Here is a 19,238-nt window from a genome sequence, read left to right as displayed (position 1 = left end):
TCCTCTAACTCGTTAGCTCCTCTAGCTCGTTAGCTGGCATTCGCCCGCGGCCTGCCCCTGTGGCTTCACTTGCGGTCATTGCCGCCCCCGTCAACGATGTTCGGGACGGCCTGGAGTTGTAGGCGGCACGCAGCCCGGCGCGTGCCCTGATCAGCAACGCCGACACTGCATTTGGTTCGATATCCAGCATCCGAGCGATATTCCGGGGCGGTTCGCCCATTACCTCGGCGTACCACAGGACGGTCTGCCACCTCGCAGGCAGCGCCCGCATCGCTTCGACCACGTCCTCCCGCTCAAGCACGGACAAAACCCGTTCGAGACCTGGGTCATCAACCGGGTCAGGTTCCAGCTCCTCCACCAGGGCAGGCCTCTCCCGCATCTGCTTCGTCCACACGGAGGCGGCCACCGACCTCACGCAGGTGCTCAGGTACGCCCCGAAGTTCCCAGACGGGCCGTATCCCCTTCTGATAGCGCTAACAGTCTTCGCGAACGCCTCGTGAAGTACATCTTCAGCATCCTGGCGACGGGAGGTCAAGGACGCCGCGAACCGCAAGGCCTCGTCCCGGTGTCGCTCATACAACACGGCCATCGCTTCCGGGTCCCCTGACCTCACCCCGGCAAGCAGTTCGGCCTCGGTGGGTGGGGGAACCTCATGCCCTGGACTGGGCCCGGTGCGCCTTGGCCGCGGAGTCTGGCCCCCATGCCGGGCAATCGTGTCGGGGAGGCGTTCAGTGTTCATGTCGCGGGCAATCGGGGTCCGGGCCACTCAACGCCGGGCGCGCCTTCACGACGGAGGGACAGAATTCACACGAGAAATCCGCGGCGTCAGCATTCGCAGAGATCGATACATCCCCAGCGCCCATAAATCTCCCCCAGTCGGATCGAGGCCGACGGTAGGCGTCCTCGATGAGATTGTGACATGCGCGCTGTCAAACACCAAGTAAGCAATGCAACGCCGCGAACGTCGAGCCCGGACTTTCGTCAATCCGTGCCCAAGCCGCCCCAGCGAACGGAGGGTTTACCTGAAGGGTCCTGCCAGAAAATTGTGCTACGTCACGATTCGGATCTCCCGAGGTTATATCGAGGTAATTGCATTTTTTGGGGGCGGTGCTTGCGGGTTGCGCTCCGGAGCTGCTGGAAGGATTTTCATGAGGTCTCATTCGCAATCCAAGGGGAGCGGGCAACGGCACCCCTCCCATATAAGGGCCATAGCCGGCAGGCCGGGCCCCTCCCACCGCCATTCAGGGCAGAAAAGCCTGCGCAGCCAGATCCAGAACTTCTCCGCCGGTATCAGGGCACTGGCGGGCCTTCTCGCACTCGCCCTGATTGCCACAACGGTCGCATCCGGCCTCATCGGACTCACACCGTCCGGATCAGCGCAGGCCGCGCCGGGCACTCCCGGCACTCCGGGTGCTCCCTCGCTCATCTACCAGGAGGATTTTCAGAACGCGCCCCTGACGGGAGCGACCAATATCGCCGCCTACACGAGCACCACCGGCGCCACGTACACGATGGACTCCGTCTATCAGAACGCGTCGCGGTGCAACGGAGTGATCTTCGGTCATCAGGCTACCGATGCGGCTCTTGGCGCTGCGCAGTTCTGTGCGGCCAGCTGGTGGCCCACGGCCAGGACAGTACCGGCCGCAATCGGGCAGCACGCAGGCATGGCTGATCCCAACACAAACCTCGCAGTGGCAGAGCAGACGGCTGGCGGCTTCAACGACTACACCGGGGTGATGATGGAGGGCTCCGGCATCAACGTCGGGGGTACCGGTCGATTCGTCACCTTCTCTCTTGACGTCGGAAACCTGTGCAACATTGGTGTCCAGGCGCTTGACCGGTTCTATGTGATAAACGGCACCACGCCTATCGCATTGAACGCCACGGACTACAACATCTGCGCAGACCCCAACCGCCAGACGTACACCGTCGACGGTAACGTCGTCAGCGTTGGTACTTTCACCGGAAACCAGGCAGCCTTGGTCACCAACCCGACGGTCGGCTTCCGGGTTACCAACCAGCAGCCCAACGGCAGCGGCAATGATCAGGCTTTCGATAACTTCAAGATCCTCGATGTGACCCCACAGCTGGACAAGTCCTTCAGCCCGGCATCCGTCCCCGTCGGGAGCACCTCGACGCTGACCCTCACGGTCACCAACACCAGCGAACTCGGCGCCAAGAACGGCTGGTCCTTCACTGACGCCCTTCCAACCGGACTGACCGTCGCCGGCCCTGCCACCACCAACTGCCCCGCAGGCGTCGTCACCGCGGCCGCGGGCGGAACTTCGGTCGGTGTGACAGGGAACCTGAGCACCGGCCTGGCCTCCTGCACCGTGACGGTGAACGTCACCTCGAAGGCAGCGGGCTCCTTCACGAACGGCCCGTCAAACGTCACTGGAACGGGCATCAATCCTCCCGGCACCTCCACGGTTAACTTTGTTGAGCAGCCGTGGGCGTGTGACGCTTCGGGCTACCTGTTCCAGAGCCCCGCGGGTCTTGCTGATCCTCACCTGGTCCAGAAAGTCGACCTGGTTTCGGGTGCCTTCTCAACCGCTTTCACCATGTCAGAAGCCGTGAACGCCGTCGGCTACAACGTCCTGGACAACTACTTCTACGGAATCGCCAGCGGCAACGGAGCCCTTCTGCGCATCGGTGCCAACGGATCCGTGGCAGATCTTGGCGTTCCTGCCGGCTCACCTGGAGGAGCGTTCGTTATCGGTGATATCGACAACGCAGGGCGCTACTGGGTCACGAACGGGACCGCATACTATGCGATCGATCTCGTCCCAGGATCGCCTACCTTCAACACGGTGCTCAGCTCCGGAACCCTGCCCGGGACGAATATGGGTTTTGACTGGGGCTTCACCAACGGGGCGTTCTATAGCGTCGGAGTCAACGGCGCGAACAACGTCTTGGTCAGCTTTGATCCGGTAACCGGGACGCAGACCGTCGGGCCTGTCCTGACATCTCCGGCGGGGACGCCGGTCACCGGGCTTGTTGTCGGTGCCGTCTACGTCGACGCTACCGGCTACCTCTACGCATCCGACAACACGACTGGCAACATCTCCCGCATCGATGTCAACACTGCTCAGATGGTGCCGCTTTCGGCAGGCCCTGCTTCCGGCGGCAACGACGGCGCACGTTGTGCCTCAGCACCCATCCCGACCCTCACAGTCACCAAGACGGTCAGCGGACGCGCAGTACCAGCGGACCAGTTCACCGTCGGTCTCCAGGCTCCCGCAGGGGCAGTCCTCACCTCCGCCACAACTACCGGTACTGCAACAACGGTCAGCACCCTCAACCAGCCGGTTTCCCAGGGAAGCACCTACACAATCACCGATGCCATGGCCGCAGGCTCCGCCAGCGGGATCAACGCCTACAACGCTTCCGTCGCGTGCACGAACACGGCCACCGGAGCCACGGTTCCGACGGCGGGCAGCGGACCCTGGACCTTCACAGTCCCCTCCGCCGCCGCGTTCACCTGTAACGTCACGAACGCACCGGTGAAAGTGAGTGTGGGGTTGGTCAAGACGGCGGACCAGGCAGCCATGAACAGCCTCCAGCTGGGGCAGGTCATCACCTACTCGTTCGAGTTCACCAACACCGGTGATGTGCCGCTCACTGATATCCGTATCAACGAAACCGGCTTCACAGGCACCGGCACCGCGCCGGTAGCAGTCTGCCCCACCGGTCCCGTGGCGCCTGCGGCAGCAGTGACCTGCACCGCGACCTACACGGTCACCCAGGCTGACGTGGACGCTGGTTCGATTTCCAACACAGCCACAGGCACCGGTACTCCGCCGCCAGGCATCACGACTCCGCCGGTCTCACCGCCGTCGGAGGTCATCGTGCCGGCACCGCCTGCACCGGCCCTCACTGTCGTGAAGTCCGCTTCCCCGGAGACGATCACGGCGGCAGGCCAGCCCGTGACGTACTCGTTCCTGGTCACCAACACCGGCAACGTCACTCTTAAGGACATCACGGTCAACGAAGGCAACTTCACCGGTACCGGCGACCTCTCCGACGTCACCTGCGACGCCGGAGCAGCTTCACTGGCGCCGGCAGCAACCGTGACCTGCACCGCGACCTACACTGCCACCCAGGCGGATGTCGACGCGGGAGCCATCACCAACACCGCCACCGCGACCGGCACCCCGCCTGGAACAACGACGCCGCCGGTCTCACCGCCGTCGGAAACCACCGTCACCATCCCGGCAGCACCGGGGATCACGGTCGTGAAGTCCGCATCCTCGGAAACGATCACGGCGGCGGGGCAGTCAGTAACGTATTCGTTCCTGATGACCAACACCGGCAACGTCACCCTTAAGGACATCACTGTCAACGAAGGCAACTTCACCGGTACCGGCGACCTCTCCGACGTCACCTGCGACGCCGGGGCGGCTTCACTGGCGCCGGGAGCAACCGTAACCTGCACCGCGACCTACACCGTGACGCAGGCCGACGTCGACGCCGGATCCATCAGCAACACCGCCACCGCGACCGGCACACCGCCCGGAACAACGACGCCGCCGGTCTCACCGCCATCGGAAACCACCGTCGCCATCCCGGCAGCACCGGGGATCACGGTCGTGAAGTCCGCTGACGCAGGAGCACTGAAGAGCCTGGTTGCAGGCCAGACCATCACGTACTCGTTTGTGGTCACCAACACCGGCAACGTGACGGTCACAAATGCTGCCGTGGTTGAAGGGGACTTCAGCGGTGCAGGCAAGCTTTCGCAGGTCACCTGCCCGGACGGGGCCGCCAGCCTCGCCCCCGGAGCAATAATCACCTGCTCCGCGACCTACACCGTGGTCCAGGCCGACCTGATCTCCGGAACAATCACCAACACCGCCGCGGCCACCGGCAGAGTCCCCGGCGGCGCTGCACTGGTCTCGGCACCCTCCACGGCCAAGGTTGCCGCTCATGCCCCGGTCATCACTGCAGTACCGGCATCACCGGCCAACCTCGCTAGCACGGGGCTGGATCCGGTACCGCTGGTCTTCGGTGGGCTGGCAATCCTCCTCCTCGGAGGAGGCACCCTGGCAGCATCAAAGATCCGCCGCCGCCAGAGCTAGCCCTGTCCACCCACGCTCCTAAGCAACCGGAGCCAACCTGAGAACAGCGCCCGGGATGCGAGCAACACTCGCACCCGGGCGCTGTTCCGGGCTGACCCAGATCCCACTTGGGCAGGCCCGCAACAAATGCGTCATCTTGCCGGGCACTGCGGGGCAATACAGTACGGTTGCTGACGGGGAAATCAGGCTCCACGACGAAAAAGGTTCTCCCCATGCCCTCCATTGACCTTCGTGACTACCCCCATGGCAACGCCCTCCACAGCCAGTCACTGAATTGGATCTACGCCAACGGACTGGACCCGTTTGCTATCCCTCATGGGGAAGTAGAGATCGTCGGGAACCACCTGACTGCACAGCTGGCTGAGGGCACCTGGCGCACCATCCCCATGCAGGCACCGCCAGAAGAGTACGGACTCACACGCAGAGCCTGATCCGGGGCAGGCGGTTTTAAGGAAACTTCGCCGTCGCCATGAGTTGCGTCATGATTCGGCGGAGTGAAGGTTATACACCTGTGCGGGATTCCATGCCTGTCCACCAAAGGTCCCCCGACCCGCCGGTAGACGCCCCGCACGACCGACCGGATACTATCCCAGCCCCGGGCGGGGACGGGCGGGGCCGCGGACGTGAGACACCCGACAGACCCGCCCGTCCAACCATTCACTTCCAATCCTTCCCGCGTCGGCTCGACCTGCGACGATCCTGCGGCGCAGCACAAGCACGGGTGCGGAACTTGCGTGCGCCTGACGTCACGATTCCGCTTCTACACCGTTAATAGACCTTCCGTCACGAAATGATTCCCCGCAGGTTATCCCCATGTGAGCACGGCGCAAGGGGAGCCTTTGCGTCTCAACATGCGGTTCCGGGTTTGCTCAGATCGTCGACTTGCAGACGTTCTGATCCGCTGGCTGGTCTCTTTCCGGCCAGGGTCTTGCATTCCCTGTCCGATGAAAAAATAGGGGAACAGAATGATAGGAATGCATCAGAGGCGCAGCCGCCTCTGGGCCTCGCCGCCGGGCGGTACGCTGCTGGGTCAACTCGGGACAAACCGAACGCTAGCCGGGTCCGTAGTCCTGGCACTTCTGCTGGGGCTGTTGTTCATGGCCAACACGGTGCCGGCCTTTGCCGCACCGGTGAATGAGATCACTGCACGATGGGCCGACAACACACCGGCGCAGGTGGCCTCCGGAGACGTGGTCACAGGCGAGTGGCGGATCAACGTCAACGACGACGCGACCGCGCCCGCCAACGCCCCGGTCGATAACGTTACCCTGGATATCACGCTCACCAATGGGGTGTTCGAACGGCTTCCAGACGCCTGTTTGACCACCGGCGTGACGCCGGCGTCAACACTGTCAGCAGACAAGAAGACCCTTACCTGTAATCTGGGCACCCACAACGAAGGTACGGCGGTCGCGCTCCAGGTACCCGTCGTCGTCGACGGCCCGACCGGAGCACAGGTGAGCGCAACAGGGACTATCAACGGCAAGAGCGCCGCCCTGCCTCCACTGAACATTGTGAATCCCTTTGCGATGGACATGCGCTGGGGTACCGGCACCCCGATGTACTCGCAGGGCGACGGCGGTTTCCTGATCGACTACGAGTGGACGTTGAGCAGGGCCCTGCGCAGCGAAGCGGGCCCGCAGACGGTTACCTATAACCTGAACATCGCCTCCCCGCAGGGCGGCGCGATCTCGGTCGACCCGAAGGGCTGCACGCCCTTCCAGGGCCCGGGGGCAGCTGATGGCCATCCGTGGTCCGGAGGCACACACCCGGCCAACCAGATGACGTCTCCCGCAACCACCTGCACCATCACGCAGACGGGTCCGACCACCTTTCAGCTGACGATCTCCGGGATCGACTACGCGCCGGCTAACCCGCCGACGCTGGACTCGGCCGGCAACCGGCTGCCCGTTGACCAGATGGCACTGACTTCAGGATCGATCTGGGTGCGGGTGAACACTGCATCCCAGGGGTCAGCTCTCCTGACGTCCAACGCCCCGACGTACACGTCGACGACCGGCCAGACAGTGCAGGATGACCCGTCCAACAACACCGAATCCAAGGCCTGGACCACGCCCGGGATCTACTCGTCGGGCTGGGGCCGCGGCTACACCGGCAGCGGCGGCACGACCTGGGACGACACCTACCGTGTTGCCGCGGGTTCAACCGTTGGGCAGTACATGGACACGGCACTGCAGCTTCACACCGACCGGCCCGATGACAGGATCGTGGGCATGTGCACGGCCCTGGACACGAAATACGTGACCTTCGCCGGGTGGAGCTGGGGTCAGCCCGCCGCCGCAGGCATCGGGACAACCACCGAGTACTACGTCGGCAACGACGCGCACCTCGATCCCGCCAGCGCCGGGTATGACCCGAACGGCTTCGATTGTGGTTCGAGTAGTGGCTGGACGACAACCGGGCCCGCCGACCTCACCACCGTCAAGGCGATGCGCATCACCGGTACCCAGGGACAGTTCGAGAAGTTCTCGAACTACCCGAACCTCACCCCGGTTGTGTCTCAAGTGATCAGGCCGGGTACTCCGGCAGGCACAGACGTGTGGTCCTTCTTCTCCGGCGTCATGGATGCGCCGCTGAACAACTGGTGGAACGCCACCGGCTGCATCACACCCACCCCGGGATCGCGATACCCCTGCACCACGGGCTTCCGCGATGTGCTGCGCGTCGTCACGGCGACGCCCGCGATCGTCAAGTCCGTTGACCGAAGCGTCGTCACCCCCGGCATTCCGGCCACCTACACGCTCACCTACGCGGCGAACGGCTCCGGTGCAATCCCGGCAACAGTCGACGGCTACCAGATCGTCGACACCCTCCCGACAGGCATGACCTACGTTGCCGCGTCGGCCAGTCCGGCACCTGCCGTGACCACGAACGGATCCGGACAGCAGGTCCTGACCTGGACACTGAACGGAGTCGGCACGAACGCCAATCACGCACTGACCTACCAGGCAGTCGCCGACAGCACCGTCACCCCCGGGCAGACGCTCACCAACTCCGCCACCGCTACCTACGCCGGCATCAGCAGGTCAGCATCCGCACAGGTCACCGCCGCGACAAACGGCTTCACCACCATCGGTAAAACCGCTGATGAGGCGTTCATCCCGAATGTGAACGGTGACGGTTCCGGTGCGGGTTCATGGACTGTGACGCTGCGTTCGGCTGATCCGACGCCGCAGGCGTTCACCGACACGATCGACATCCTGCCGTACACCGGTGACGGCCGCGGCACCTCCTACAGCGGTTCCTACGCCCTGACCGGAGTCACCGCTGTGGCCGGGTCCACGGTGTACTACACCACCGCCGATCCGGGAACGCTCAACGATGACCCGGCCAACGCCGCCAACGGTTCAGCCGGAAACGTGACAGGTAACACCGCGGGCTGGACCACTGTTCAGCCGGCGAACCCGACGGCTGTCCGTGTGATCGGCCCGGCACTGGCACCTGGTGCCACACAGGCCTTCAAGGTCAGCATCCAGACCACCGGGGCCAAGGGCGGTGACATCCTGGTCAACCGGGCGCAGGCCAGGGCGGAACACACCGAACTGGTGATGCGCACCTCCGCACCGATCAGCATCGCGAACTACTACTCGGCGTCGCTGAAGAAGTACGTCCAGGATGCTGCCGGTACCTGGCATGACGCGAACACCGTCGAGGACTACCCCGCTTTCCGCACCGGGGACCAGGTCAACTACCGGATCACCATGGAGAACACCGGCCAGGGCACCCTGACCAACGTTGTGGTCGCGGACGACAAGTACGCGGCTGAGGGCGGCTTCACCATCGCCTCCCTGGCACCTGGCGCCACAGAGACCCACGAGTTCACCATTACCCTCGGTGCCGGTGTGGCCTCAACGTTCGTGAACACCGCCTCCGCAACCGCGGACACTCCTGCCGATTCCCAGATCGCAGCGACGATCAACGCCGACCAGGCGGGGATCGAGGTCGCGAACTACACCACCGTGAAGACCTCCGACCCAGCATCCGGTTCCACGGTTGTTCCCGGGCAGAAGGTCACCTACACGGTGGCGGTCACGCAGACCGGGTCCGTTCCGGCTGCCGCGTCCTTCACAGATGACCTGACCAAGGTGCTCGATGACGCCGACTACAACAACGACGCCGTCGCCTCAACCGGCAGCGTCAGTGTGGCCGGCAGCGGGCTCTCCTGGAACGGCACGGTACCCGTCGGAGGAAAGGCGACCATCACTTACTCCGTGACGGTCAAAGCACTTCCGGCCGGGGACCAGACCCTGACCAACGTAGTGACCTCGGATGGTTGCGTTCCCGTCAACGGGCAAACCCCGGACTGCACAACGACCCACCCGGTGGGTGCCTACACGGTCAGCAAGACCTCGGACCCGACCTCAGGTTCCACGGTCGCACCGGGCCAGAAGATCACCTACACGGTCCACGTCAAGCAGACCGGTCCCGGCGCCCTGACCGCGGTCACGGCAACCGATGACCTGTCCAAGGTCCTGGACGACGCAGCGTTCAACAACGACGCGACAGCGTCCGCGGGAACCGCCACGTTCGATGCCATGGCCAAGACGCTGGCCTGGACCGGTGACCTGCCAGTCGGGGCCGATGTCACGATCACCTACTCCGTCACCGTCGCCCCACTGGGCACCGGCGACGGAAAGATCGATAACGTCATCACCCCGACCAGCCCGGGTGGGACCTGCGACACCGCTGTGGGCTGCAACACCGGCCAGTTGGTCTCGGAGCTCAGTGTCAGCAAGAGCGTTGATCCGGCATCGGGCACCACAGTGTCCGCCGGTCAGACACTGGCGTACACCCTGACCTTCAAGAGCACGGGACAGGGTGCCTCCGCGGTCGCTTTCATCGATGACCTCACCGATGTCCTCGATGACGCCACAATAACGTCAGCGCCAGTATCTTCGGATCCGGCCCTGAGGGTAACTGACATTACAGATGGCAGGTTCACTGTGAGCGGCAGCGTGAGTGCTGGCCAAACCGTGAAAGTGACCTACACAGCAAAGGTCAAGGAATACGCGGACCAGGGCAACCATGCGCTGGGGAACTTCCTTGACCCGGTCGGTTCCGAGGGTGCGGGTGGCGCTCGTACGTGCGTTACGGGCAATCCCCTGTGCACATCCAACCCCGTCACTACTCCTGCGGGACTGGCATACACCGGAGCGAACGTCTCAGGCCTCGCCCTGCTGGCACTCTTCGCACTGCTAGGCGGAGGAACAATCCTCGCGTTCCGCCGACGCAGGGCCTCCATGTAACACAACAAACCCACTAAAACCGGAACCAGCTCCCGAAGAGATCCAGGCCCGGCCTGACCGCCACGTGCGGTCAGACCGGGCCTGACTTTTGCCGTACAACAAGCGAAATGAGCGTCACGAAAGCTTCTCCAACTGGTTAGCCAGGCATGACGAAAATAAAGGACCAGACGGTGAATATCCACGACACGATGGTGCCGACTGTCGCCGTCGGAGCCCTGCAGATTGGGCGGCTCAAGCGCCACTGGTCCGAGTACTGCTCCGCGACCGACCCGGACAATGGGCCCATCGATCTTGTCGAGGCCCTCAACCGCACCGGTGCACTCTTGCACGCCGTCGGGGATGTGATCACCTCCGAACAGATTGGCGACCACTCAGTCCCCTGAGCAGGCTTGCCGCTGGTCCCTACTCCCCCGCGGTGCCGTCTTCTGCCTCGGTCTCCCGGTCAATCGTCACCGTGCCAAGGAACTTTTCTACCGACCGGAGAACAACACCGGAACGTTGCATCGCGAGGACAGGGTCAATGGGACCGGCCAGCGGTTCGACCGCCTCCCGGTAGGCCGCCCATGAAGCGGTAAGACGTTCGTATTCCTGTTGACCCACCGAAACGGCGAGCCGCCCGCTTGATCCTTCGGGCATTCCAAGCACCTCAAATTGATACGCATGCTGACTAAATCAAAATACTACAGGGGCATCTCCCAACCTGTGAACTGACTGGGTGTTTCCCGACTGCGGGGGAGGTGAAGACAGCCCGCGCCGGCCTGGACAGCTGATGCCTAACCGGTCAGACAAATGAGCACGAACACAGTGCACCTTGGTCCTGCCGGCGGTTGGGTCTGGATGGACGTGGGCGTTGCTGTTGCCGTGGCTTGCGCTGTCGGGCTGTACGTCGGGACGGCCGTTGGAGTTGCCGTCGGCGTACTCGGTTGAGTCCCCAGAGGGGGGTCGTGAACAGGAGCGGACGGTAAGGCGGGAGCCAGCGTTGCTCCGGGAGTCAGAGCAGCCCCGGCCCTACTCTGCTGCGCGGCCAGCGCGGGCGAATCCCCTGCCTGTATTGGCCCGCCAGGAGCACTTCCGGCGACCCATTGCTGCGAGGTGCCGGGCGCTAAAGGAGGGCTCTGATCGGGTGCGGCCGTTGCCTTGGTGGCCGCCGCTGCCTGCGCCACAGCGGTTTCCCCCTGTGCAGGGGCCGCTGTAGCGGTTTCAGCCGGAAGTTGGGCCGGCTGTTGTGAAGGAACGCTCCAGTCCGTCGATTGGGCTGTGAGGGGCGGAACAGGTGTGGATTGGCCGATCAGGGCCAAGCCGCCTGCTGCGGCTACTGGTACAGCAGCGATGAGGACCGCCGCCGCGGTCAATACCGCTGCCTGTGTTGTTGACATGCCAGTTTTGGGGAGAACCCGGAGACCAGGAAGGACAACGCCGGACGGAACCAGGATCAGTGGAGCGAGTATCGCCCGCATTGTCGCTCCGACGTCGGTAAGTTCAGCCAGGACCTTGGCGCAGTCGTCACAGCCGCGGGCGTGTTCCTTTACTTTCCGGCGGTCCCGGGCAGAGCTCGTGCCGAGGACTGTGGCTGCCAGATACGGAAAAGTCGGTTCGCACTCGGTGCGGGGAGGAGCCTCTGCGTAGGCGGTGAGATAAGCCTCCCTGAGCCCCTTCCTGGCCCTCAAAAGCAGGGCAGAGACGGCAGCTGGTTCAATGCCCAAGATAGGGGCGATCCTTCGTGGGGGCTCCCTTTCCACCTCCGCATGCCACAAGGCGGTCATCCACCGAACGGGCAATGACTGGAACGCTTTCATCACGAGCCCGGGGTCTTCACGCTCCAGCAGCGAGGCCAGGGAAGCATCTTCGACCGGTGTATCGCCGGTATCGTCGGTCGGTGTCTCCTTGGCCTGCTTTCCCCACCGGTCGGCCGCTGCGGTGCGCACCGCCCGCAACAGGTAAGGCCTAAATGCTATCTCCGGTCCGTTGCCTCGCATCATTGCTGCAGCTACTTTAAGGAACGCCTCCTGTGCCACATCTTCTGCGTCAGCCTTGTTCGCCATGAGGCGGCGGGCATATTTCAGACCGGCCTGGTGGTGCCTGCTGTAGAGGGTTTCCAAGGCAAGGCTGTCCCCCGTGCGGTAGGAACGGATGAGATCCTCATCCGAAATCTCCGTTGTATTGATCCTGAACCCCTCATCCGACGCCCCAAACACCCATTCCCAGCAGGCAAAACAGCTGGCTCATGTTAACCCGGAATCCACTGAATCGTGACGCGGACAGGCCAGGTATGCAACCGCAAGAGCAGAACTGCTCCGATATGCAGACGATGGGGTGTTGTCGATCACTGCAGCGCCTTTCCGTTATTGACCGGGCAATCCTCGGCATCGTGCCCAGTAGCTGCGAGAATATGGCGTACTGAGGCGAGGATGTCCCCTGTAAGTCCCAAAGTCCTGATGGGATCGAACGGCCCCGACAACGCCTCCCTGTACGCCACATACCGGGCGGCCAACTCCTGCAACTGCTCCTGCAGCAACGGCACGTCAATGCCACCATCCCCTCCTTGGCCGAGGCTGCCCGCAGTGCCCGGCCCGCAGCGCCGTGCGCTAATTGAACTCACCCTTTTCGCCAGCGCCATCCGTTGAGGCCGTGCGGAGATCATAGGCGGCACGGAGCCCGGCCCGAGCGCGGATCAGTAACGCCGATACCGCATTTGGTTCAATGCCCAGCAGCGGGGCAATGACCCGCGGAGGTTCTCCCATCACTTCTGCACGCCATAGGACCGTCCGCCACCGCTCCGGCAAAGTCCGCATGGCTGCCGCAATATCGTCGTGCTCAAACACAGACAGCACGCGTTCCAGGCTTACGTCTTCCACTGGGCCCGGATCCAATTCTTCGGACACGGCAGGCCTCTCCCGGGCCTGCTTTGTCCACACCGAGTTCGCTGCCGATCGCACACATGTGCTCAGGTACGGTCCGAACATATCCGTGGGGCCATAGCCGTTACGTATAGCGCTGACTGCCTTGGCAAACGCCTCGTGAAGGACGTCCTCGGCGTCCTCGGAGCTGGACATCAAGGCCCGCGCGAACTTCAGCGCCTGATCCCGATGCCGCTCGTAGAGCACTGCCATCGCCGCCGCGTCGCCAACCCTGACCCCGCGAATCAGGTCCGTATCCGGACCCCACTCGCGCAGCCGGTCCGCCGACAGGGAACCATGAACGCGCTGTTCGGGAACACCCGTCTCATCCCCGGAGCCAAAAAAGCGGCTTCCCTCCCCCGGTACCACTCCACCCACTGTTTCCACTGCCAGTCATCCTGTCCCTGATCCACAACTGCGAGCTAAGAAGCACTCCTGCCCCGTATACCCAGCGAACGCGTGTTTCATGACGTGAAAAAAACAAGGGTTGGAAAAACCTGAGGCGGTCGCGGGCACGAACAGGCAGGGTTCTTCTCCGGTGCCCCCGGTATACATTCATTTCCCGATGCCGCCGCAGCAAGTAAACTGGTTCGCAATCATCCAGAAACGCCAACCCGAGTGCGATCGCCGGGGGCCCAGCATGAGCCAGCAATTCAAAGCGGAGTCCGTGGCCCGGGCACGCGGAACAGGGAAGCCATCCGGCAGCACGTCGCTGTGCCTGATCCCGGCCGCGTTGCTGTCAGCATCGGGCTTCATCCTTTTCGTGCTTGAGGACCGCCTGAGCGGCTTCATCCTGCTGGGGGCTGCCCTGGCCCTCGCGGGAACCATCAGCCGCCGACTCTTTACGGACCTGGCCCTGATCGCGGTTGGCCTGACAGCCATGAGCGCCGTCCCCATCACCACAGATATCAGCACAGAGCACATGCTGGTCATGGGAACGGCCATGATTGTGGCTGTCGGGGTCCCCTACGGAGTCTCACGATTCATTACCAAAGAACATGCCATCAGGTACCCCATCAGGACCGGCCAGCGGTGGACCCTTGGTGAAAAGTGGTACCTGCCCGCAGTCCTGGTGCTTGGGTATGCGGTGCTGCCTGTCTATATGATCCGGACCGGCGTCTACGCCAACTGGCCCGCAGTCAGCCATCCCGACGGCATCGGCCGCCTCTTCCTGGGGACGAATGCCCTGGGAATCTGGGACGAACTCTTCTTCATCTGCACCGCGTTCACCCTACTGCGCAGGCACCTTCCAGACTGGCAGGCCAACGTGCTGCAGGCCGTGCTTTTCACGTCATTCCTATGGGAACTGGGATTCCATGCCTGGGCACCCTTCTTCATCTTTCCCTTTGCACTGCTCCAGGCGCGGCTCTTCACCGTGACCAAATCCCTCGCCTACATCGTGTGCGTCCACCTGCTCTTCGATCTGGTCCTGTTCCTGGTTCTTGTCCATGCCCATAACCGCGAGTGGATAGACATCTTCCTCTACTGACACGGATACGCCAGGTCTTCGAAATTTCCGTGTTGCTGAGTGGGTCCGCCGATAGGCTGACATGATGACTGAGTTGGCTGCCTTCGTTCCGACCTTGGTAAGCGTCGGTCTCCTCGTGGCTGTGACTGTTTCAGTCCTGTGGGGTTTTAGGGCTCAGCATATCCGGGCTCCTGGACTGGCAATCCTGCGCGGGGCCGCCCAGCTCGCCCTTATCAGCGTGATCCTCAGCGGCGTCATCACAAGCCCCGCATTCGTCGCCCTCGCACTGTTGATCATGTTCACCGTTGCCGCTGTAACTGCCACCCGCCGCGTGGTGTGGAGCTGGAAAAGCTTCGCACTCGTCAGCAGTTCCATGGCGGCAAGCATCGCAGTCACTTTGGCGATCATTTTTGTCACCGGCGCGATCCCTTTCACCCCGCGCTACGCCCTGGCGATGGGCGGCATCATCATCGGAAACGCGATGACGATCGCGACGCTGGCGGGTCGACGCTTTACAGAATCGGTTATCGATCGCTGGGACGAGATCGAGGGGTGGCTCGCCCTCGGCGCCTCGCCGAGGCAATCTACCCGGGATTTGGCGCGGGGTGCCGTGTATTCAGCTCTTATCCCGTCGACGGATCAGACCAAGACAACAGGATTGGTCACGTTGCCCGGGGCCTTCGTCGGAGCAATTTTTGGAGGGATTTCACCGTTGGAGGCAGGGCGCTTCCAGATCCTTGTCCTGGCCTCCATCATGGCGGCCGGCTCCATTACCGCTGTCATGATCATTGCCGTTCTCGCACCCGTCCGCGTCCGCCCGGCCCCGCTGCACTGATGCAGGTCCCTCCCCTACAGTGCCGACCAGCCGCCGTCGGACGCGAGGATAGCGCCGTTGACATTGGTGCCGTCGTCGCTAAGCAGGAACGTGATGGAGGCGGCGAGCTGCGCGGCGGTAGCGGGTGTGGGGACGTTGGCCTGCATCAGTGGACCGAGGCGTTCGGCCGCCATCTGGGATCCCCAGTTCGCAACAATGCCGGTCATGGTGGGGCCAGGAGCAACGGCGTTGAAGCGCAGTCCCTTAGGCCCGTAGATCACGGCCGAGTTCTTGGTCAGGCCGATGACGGCGTGCTTGGACGCTGTGTAGGCGGCCCCGGCGGCGGAACCGCGCAGGCCGGCCTCGGACGCGACGTTTACCACTGACCCGCTGCCTGCTTCGAGCATGAGCGGCACCACGGCGCGGGTGAGGCGCATGAGGGCCGTGACGTTGATCCGGAAGACCCGCTCCCACCGCTCATCATCCACCTCGTGGATGGGGGCGAAGTTATCCATAATGCCCGCGACATTCGCGAGCGCGTCCACACGTCCGCCGGCAGCAGCCACGACGGCGGCGACCGTCTCCTCCGTGGAGATGTCGCCCGCCACGGCCACCAGATCCAGGCTGCCGTTCTGGGCAACGAAATCATCGAGGCGTTCCTTGCTGATGTCGGCCGCGATGACCCTGCCGCCCTCCTTGGCGATGCGTAGTGCGGTGGCCTGGCCGATGCCCGAGGCCGCGCCCGTGACGATGGCGGTCTTTCCAGCAAAGCGGTCAGCACTTGTGACTTCTTGCCACCCAGTTTCGTTGCCCATGATGTCCTTCCAGACGTTGCTGTCGATAGTGCTATCCAGCTTATGACACTCTGTGTCATTATGGAAGCATGAATACTGGAGGGATGTTGATGGAAGACCAGAACGTCACCGGAGTGCGTTCAACTGGCCGCCCGGCCACGATTGATCCGGATGCTGTAGCCGGTGTCGCCCTGCGCCTCTTCGCTGAGCGAGGATACGAACAGACCTCCATGGAGGACATCGCACGCGAGGCAGGGATCGGACGCAAGAGCCTGTACCGGTACTTCTCCAGCAAGGCGGACCTGGTCTGGGGCGGAACCGAACCGGTCATCGATGCTTCGTCGTTGGTGCTGGATTCAACTCACGCTCATCACAGCTCCGCCGATATCCTGGCAGGGCTGCGCGAGGTGGCTATCGTGGGCGCCGCTGTGCTGCCGGACCTCGACGTGACGCGCGGCCGCCTGCGCCTGATTGCCGAACATCCCGAACTGATGAGCAGGAGCTACGAAGCCCTGGCATCGCAACGCGATTGGGCCAGATCCCATCTTTTGGAGCGTGGAGTCCGCGAAGATACCGCCCGCTACTTGTGCGCAGCATACATCGGCGCAACGTTCGAGGCCTGGATGCAGTGGGCCGCGGGGACGGACCCGGACCCGGTACCTTACTTGGTTGCCGCCGTCGGGGTCCTGCGCGTCCCGGAGTCTTGAGGCTACGGCAGCGGCGTTTCGGCGCTCGTGGTACTGGGCGACGCGTTGGCCTGATCGGCCGGGTGGCGCTGGCGGCGGCTGGCCAGCAGGAAGGGCACCGCGATCAGGTCGATCACGCCGCTGATTGCCAGCGAGGCAGGGTAGCCGTAAACATCGGCCGAACGGCCCAGCAGCGGCTGCACCACCACGCCCCCGCTGGATCCCATGAGTGAATCGAAGCTCAGTACTGTGGCCCTCTGCTTCGATTCGATCATGTCGTTCAGGTAGGCCTGCCGCACCGGGAGGTGCGCAGAGGAGACGAGAGCCCAGAGCGCCAACAGCACCAGGGCCACCCAGAAGACGTGGGTGAACCCGATCACGACCAGAATCAGGGCGCTCACGATCCTACTCAAAATCAACACGGTGGTGCGTTTGCGGACGAGGCCCCGCACCTGTGGCGCCAGCCAGCCGCCAACAAGGTGCGCCCCGGCCACGATCGCCGCCGCCAGCCCCGCGATGGAAAACGCCCGCGGGTCGCCGAAGAGCTCAAGCAGGTACGGCTGCAAGGCGTAGAACACGTAGAGCTCGACGCTGGCGCTGAAGGGCGCGGCCAGCATCACGTATCGTACCGGCGGGTTCTTCAAACCATTCTCGATCGAGGCGGAGAGTACGGCACGTGTAGCCCGAAGAGGATGCGTCGAACGTTCAGGGGTGAAACCGACATCGTGCATGAGCCACCACGCGACCAAGAACATGACCAACAGGACGCCCGCACGCAGCAAAAACGGTACGCCGAGGTTGGTGGCCTGCGCGATGACTCCGCCTGCCAACGATCCGGCGAGCACCCCGAACCCCCACACCATCTGGCCCCGCCCGAACACCTTCTCCATCCCGCCTTCATAGCCGGAGAATTGCAAAGCGTCGACAAGCCAGGCCTCGACTGCACCCGAGAAGAAGGTGAAACCCAGACCGAGCAATACCGACACCACGGCCCAGCCCCAGAACGGAGCGGAAAACTGCCAGAGCAGGTAGTACAGGTAGGTGGATACGGACAGTGTCACGGTGCCAAGGAGGAATGAAACCCGGCGCCCCCAACCGTCGGCGACCACTCCGGTGGGCACCTCGAACAGCACCATGCCGGCCGTGAAGAAGGCGTTCGCGGCGAAGGCCTCGAGGTTGCTGAGCCCGGCATCCAGCAGGAAGAGAGTGTTGATCCCCCAGATGAATGAGGCAGCAAGGGTATTGCCCAGCGTCAACGTCAGATAAATCCGCTGAATCTTTCGGGCGGCGGGGTTCATCGCTTCGCCGTCCCTGCCACGGCGAAGGGGGACCACGAGCCCATTCTCGTCTCCTTCAGCGGGCTGCGCCAGAGGGATCGTGGGTGCGAATCCGCCGGTCAGGTTACCCGATAGGGGCTTAACGCAACCGGACGACGGCGGGAGGTCCCGCCGTCGTCCGCTTATGCGCGCTATGGGGTTGAGCTACTCAGCGGCTTCGGGCCCAAGGGCGTGCACTTTGGCCGTGTGCTCTTCGGACCGGGCAAGGTAGTCGGTCAGGCGCTCGGCAGCGAGTTCCGCGTCCCCGGCTTCGAGGGCTTTGCAGATCTGCTCGTTGTCAGGCAGCCAGACTTGGTAGAAGCCGCCGTCAACCGAGGCCTTGTGAAAGAACAACCGCATCTCGGCCAGCACCTGCGACATGATGGTGTTCAGCCGTTCACTTCCGGCCAGTGCCACCAGGGCGCCATGGAAATGCTGATTCGCGGTGCCTAGTCGCTCAGTGTCTCCGGCGGCGGCGGCGCTTTTCCCCTCTTCGACGGCGGCACGAACACGGGCGATACTCTCGGGGCTTCCGCCGCCGCGGACGGCGCTCACCTCGATGGCGCGCCTGACGGTGTAGACATCATGGATGTCCTTGGCGCCGAGGCTGGCAACGAACACGCCACGGTTGGGCTGCCGGACAAGCAGCCGTTCACTCACAAGCTCGGCGAAGGCTTCGCGGACGGTGTTGCGGGAGACGCCCAGCTCTTCGGAGAGGGCCTCTTCCTTGAGCTGCGTTGCCGGCGGCAGCGCGCCGTCCGCAATTTGCAGGCGCAGTTCCGCGGCCACCCGGGCCGGTACGGATGGCACGGCCACCCGCAGCCTGGAAGCTTCCCGGGCCGTAGGTCCGCGCATGGCGTCGGCCTCGGCGTTCGCGTTCAGTCTAGCCATATCCCGAATTTACACGAACGTCCGACAATC

The 19,238-nt window shown here is 63.5% G+C and carries 15 protein-coding genes; 7 read left to right on the top strand and 8 right to left on the bottom strand.

All coding sequences use genetic code 11. The features are described 5' to 3' along the window. Nucleotides 1-4: 4 nt before the first annotated feature. Nucleotides 5-766 carry an RNA polymerase sigma factor gene (locus J7E83_RS19060; RefSeq protein ID WP_214965332.1) on the bottom strand — a complete coding sequence of 254 codons (762 nt, stop codon included), beginning with the start codon at nucleotides 764-766 and terminating at the stop codon, nucleotides 5-7. A 382-nt stretch (nucleotides 767-1,148) separates the two neighbouring features. Here J7E83_RS19060 and J7E83_RS19055 point away from each other — a divergent pair, with 382 nt between their 5' ends. The 4 genes from J7E83_RS19055 (at nucleotide 1,149) to J7E83_RS19040 (ending at nucleotide 10,725) form a co-directional block, all read left to right on the top strand. Then, nucleotides 1,149-5,075 (top strand): DUF6923 family protein, encoded by a 3,927-nt coding sequence (locus J7E83_RS19055; protein WP_214965330.1) that lies wholly within the window; start codon nucleotides 1,149-1,151, stop codon nucleotides 5,073-5,075. Between the two features lie 212 nt (nucleotides 5,076-5,287). After that, complete coding sequence (locus J7E83_RS19050; RefSeq protein ID WP_214965329.1) at nucleotides 5,288-5,506, top strand: hypothetical protein; 219 nt, start codon at nucleotides 5,288-5,290, stop codon at nucleotides 5,504-5,506. A gap of 543 nt (nucleotides 5,507-6,049) precedes the next feature. After that, nucleotides 6,050-10,342: a hypothetical protein gene (locus J7E83_RS19045; protein WP_251044138.1), complete on the top strand. Its 4,293-nt coding sequence runs from the start codon at nucleotides 6,050-6,052 to the stop codon at nucleotides 10,340-10,342. A gap of 146 nt (nucleotides 10,343-10,488) precedes the next feature. Next, the gene (locus J7E83_RS19040; protein WP_214965327.1) at nucleotides 10,489-10,725 is read left to right on the top strand and encodes a hypothetical protein; all 237 of its coding nucleotides are present in this window, start codon (nucleotides 10,489-10,491) and stop codon (nucleotides 10,723-10,725) included. Nucleotides 10,726-10,744: 19 nt separating this feature from the next. On the opposite strand, the gene J7E83_RS19035 is transcribed toward J7E83_RS19040, so the two are convergent. The 4 genes from J7E83_RS19035 to J7E83_RS19020 form a co-directional block, all read right to left on the bottom strand. Then, on the bottom strand, nucleotides 10,745-10,978 hold the full coding sequence (locus J7E83_RS19035) for a hypothetical protein (protein ID WP_214965325.1): 234 nt from the start codon (nucleotides 10,976-10,978) through the stop codon (nucleotides 10,745-10,747). A 137-nt stretch (nucleotides 10,979-11,115) separates the two neighbouring features. Continuing rightward, entirely contained in the window at nucleotides 11,116-12,537 is a 1,422-nt protein-coding gene (locus J7E83_RS19030) for a sigma-70 family RNA polymerase sigma factor (protein ID WP_214965323.1), read from the bottom strand. A gap of 128 nt (nucleotides 12,538-12,665) precedes the next feature. Next, nucleotides 12,666-12,941, bottom strand: coding sequence for a hypothetical protein (locus tag J7E83_RS19025; RefSeq protein ID WP_214965321.1), 276 nt, complete (start codon nucleotides 12,939-12,941; stop codon nucleotides 12,666-12,668). Then, the gene (locus J7E83_RS19020; RefSeq protein ID WP_214965320.1) at nucleotides 12,928-13,626 is read right to left on the bottom strand and encodes an RNA polymerase sigma factor; all 699 of its coding nucleotides are present in this window, start codon (nucleotides 13,624-13,626) and stop codon (nucleotides 12,928-12,930) included. Before J7E83_RS19020 ends, J7E83_RS19025 begins: the two co-directional genes overlap by 14 nt. Before the next feature lie 253 nt (nucleotides 13,627-13,879). Between J7E83_RS19020 and J7E83_RS19015 the strand changes: the two genes are divergently transcribed. Next, a complete protein-coding gene (locus J7E83_RS19015; RefSeq protein ID WP_251044136.1) occupies nucleotides 13,880-14,728 on the top strand; it encodes a type II CAAX prenyl endopeptidase Rce1 family protein in 849 nt (282 codons plus the stop codon). Between the two features lie 64 nt (nucleotides 14,729-14,792). Continuing rightward, a complete protein-coding gene (locus J7E83_RS19010) occupies nucleotides 14,793-15,542 on the top strand; it encodes an ABC transporter permease (RefSeq protein WP_214965318.1) in 750 nt (249 codons plus the stop codon). 14 nt (nucleotides 15,543-15,556) lie between these two features. On the opposite strand, the gene J7E83_RS19005 is transcribed toward J7E83_RS19010, so the two are convergent. Continuing rightward, nucleotides 15,557-16,336, bottom strand: a complete 780-nt coding sequence (locus J7E83_RS19005) for an SDR family NAD(P)-dependent oxidoreductase (protein ID WP_214965311.1) — start codon at nucleotides 16,334-16,336, stop codon at nucleotides 15,557-15,559. Nucleotides 16,337-16,419: 83 nt separating this feature from the next. Here J7E83_RS19005 and J7E83_RS19000 point away from each other — a divergent pair, with 83 nt between their 5' ends. Next, on the top strand, nucleotides 16,420-17,022 hold the full coding sequence (locus tag J7E83_RS19000; RefSeq protein ID WP_214965310.1) for a TetR family transcriptional regulator: 603 nt from the start codon (nucleotides 16,420-16,422) through the stop codon (nucleotides 17,020-17,022). 2 nt (nucleotides 17,023-17,024) lie between these two features. On the opposite strand, the gene J7E83_RS18995 is transcribed toward J7E83_RS19000, so the two are convergent. Further along, entirely contained in the window at nucleotides 17,025-18,299 is a 1,275-nt protein-coding gene (locus J7E83_RS18995) for an MFS transporter (protein ID WP_214965308.1), read from the bottom strand. Between the two features lie 183 nt (nucleotides 18,300-18,482). Continuing rightward, entirely contained in the window at nucleotides 18,483-19,172 is a 690-nt protein-coding gene (locus tag J7E83_RS18990; RefSeq protein ID WP_214965407.1) for a GntR family transcriptional regulator, read from the bottom strand. Nucleotides 19,173-19,238 lie beyond the last annotated feature (66 nt).

It is taken from the genome of Arthrobacter sp. ISL-48 (assembly GCF_018613805.1).
Classification (GTDB): domain Bacteria; phylum Actinomycetota; class Actinomycetes; order Actinomycetales; family Micrococcaceae; genus Arthrobacter.
This window is presented reverse-complemented; position numbering and strand designations above follow the sequence as displayed.

What these genes read in the sequence shown, in the direction of transcription:
- J7E83_RS19040 (WP_214965327.1), top strand. Translation starts at nt 10,489, where the DNA reads ATGACGAAAATAAAGGACCAGACGGTGAATATCCACGACACGATGGTG.
- J7E83_RS19005 (WP_214965311.1), bottom strand. Translation starts at nt 16,336, where the DNA reads ATGGGCAACGAAACTGGGTGGCAAGAAGTCACAAGTGCTGACCGCTTT.
- J7E83_RS19000 (WP_214965310.1), top strand. Translation starts at nt 16,420, where the DNA reads ATGTTGATGGAAGACCAGAACGTCACCGGAGTGCGTTCAACTGGCCGC.
- J7E83_RS18990 (WP_214965407.1), bottom strand. Translation starts at nt 19,172, where the DNA reads ATGCGCGGACCTACGGCCCGGGAAGCTTCCAGGCTGCGGGTGGCCGTG.
- J7E83_RS19055 (WP_214965330.1), top strand. Translation starts at nt 1,149, where the DNA reads ATGAGGTCTCATTCGCAATCCAAGGGGAGCGGGCAACGGCACCCCTCC.
- J7E83_RS19050 (WP_214965329.1), top strand. Translation starts at nt 5,288, where the DNA reads ATGCCCTCCATTGACCTTCGTGACTACCCCCATGGCAACGCCCTCCAC.
- J7E83_RS19045 (WP_251044138.1), top strand. Translation starts at nt 6,050, where the DNA reads ATGCATCAGAGGCGCAGCCGCCTCTGGGCCTCGCCGCCGGGCGGTACG.
- J7E83_RS18995 (WP_214965308.1), bottom strand. Translation starts at nt 18,299, where the DNA reads ATGAACCCCGCCGCCCGAAAGATTCAGCGGATTTATCTGACGTTGACG.
- J7E83_RS19015 (WP_251044136.1), top strand. Translation starts at nt 13,880, where the DNA reads ATGAGCCAGCAATTCAAAGCGGAGTCCGTGGCCCGGGCACGCGGAACA.
- J7E83_RS19010 (WP_214965318.1), top strand. Translation starts at nt 14,793, where the DNA reads ATGACTGAGTTGGCTGCCTTCGTTCCGACCTTGGTAAGCGTCGGTCTC.
- J7E83_RS19035 (WP_214965325.1), bottom strand. Translation starts at nt 10,978, where the DNA reads ATGCCCGAAGGATCAAGCGGGCGGCTCGCCGTTTCGGTGGGTCAACAG.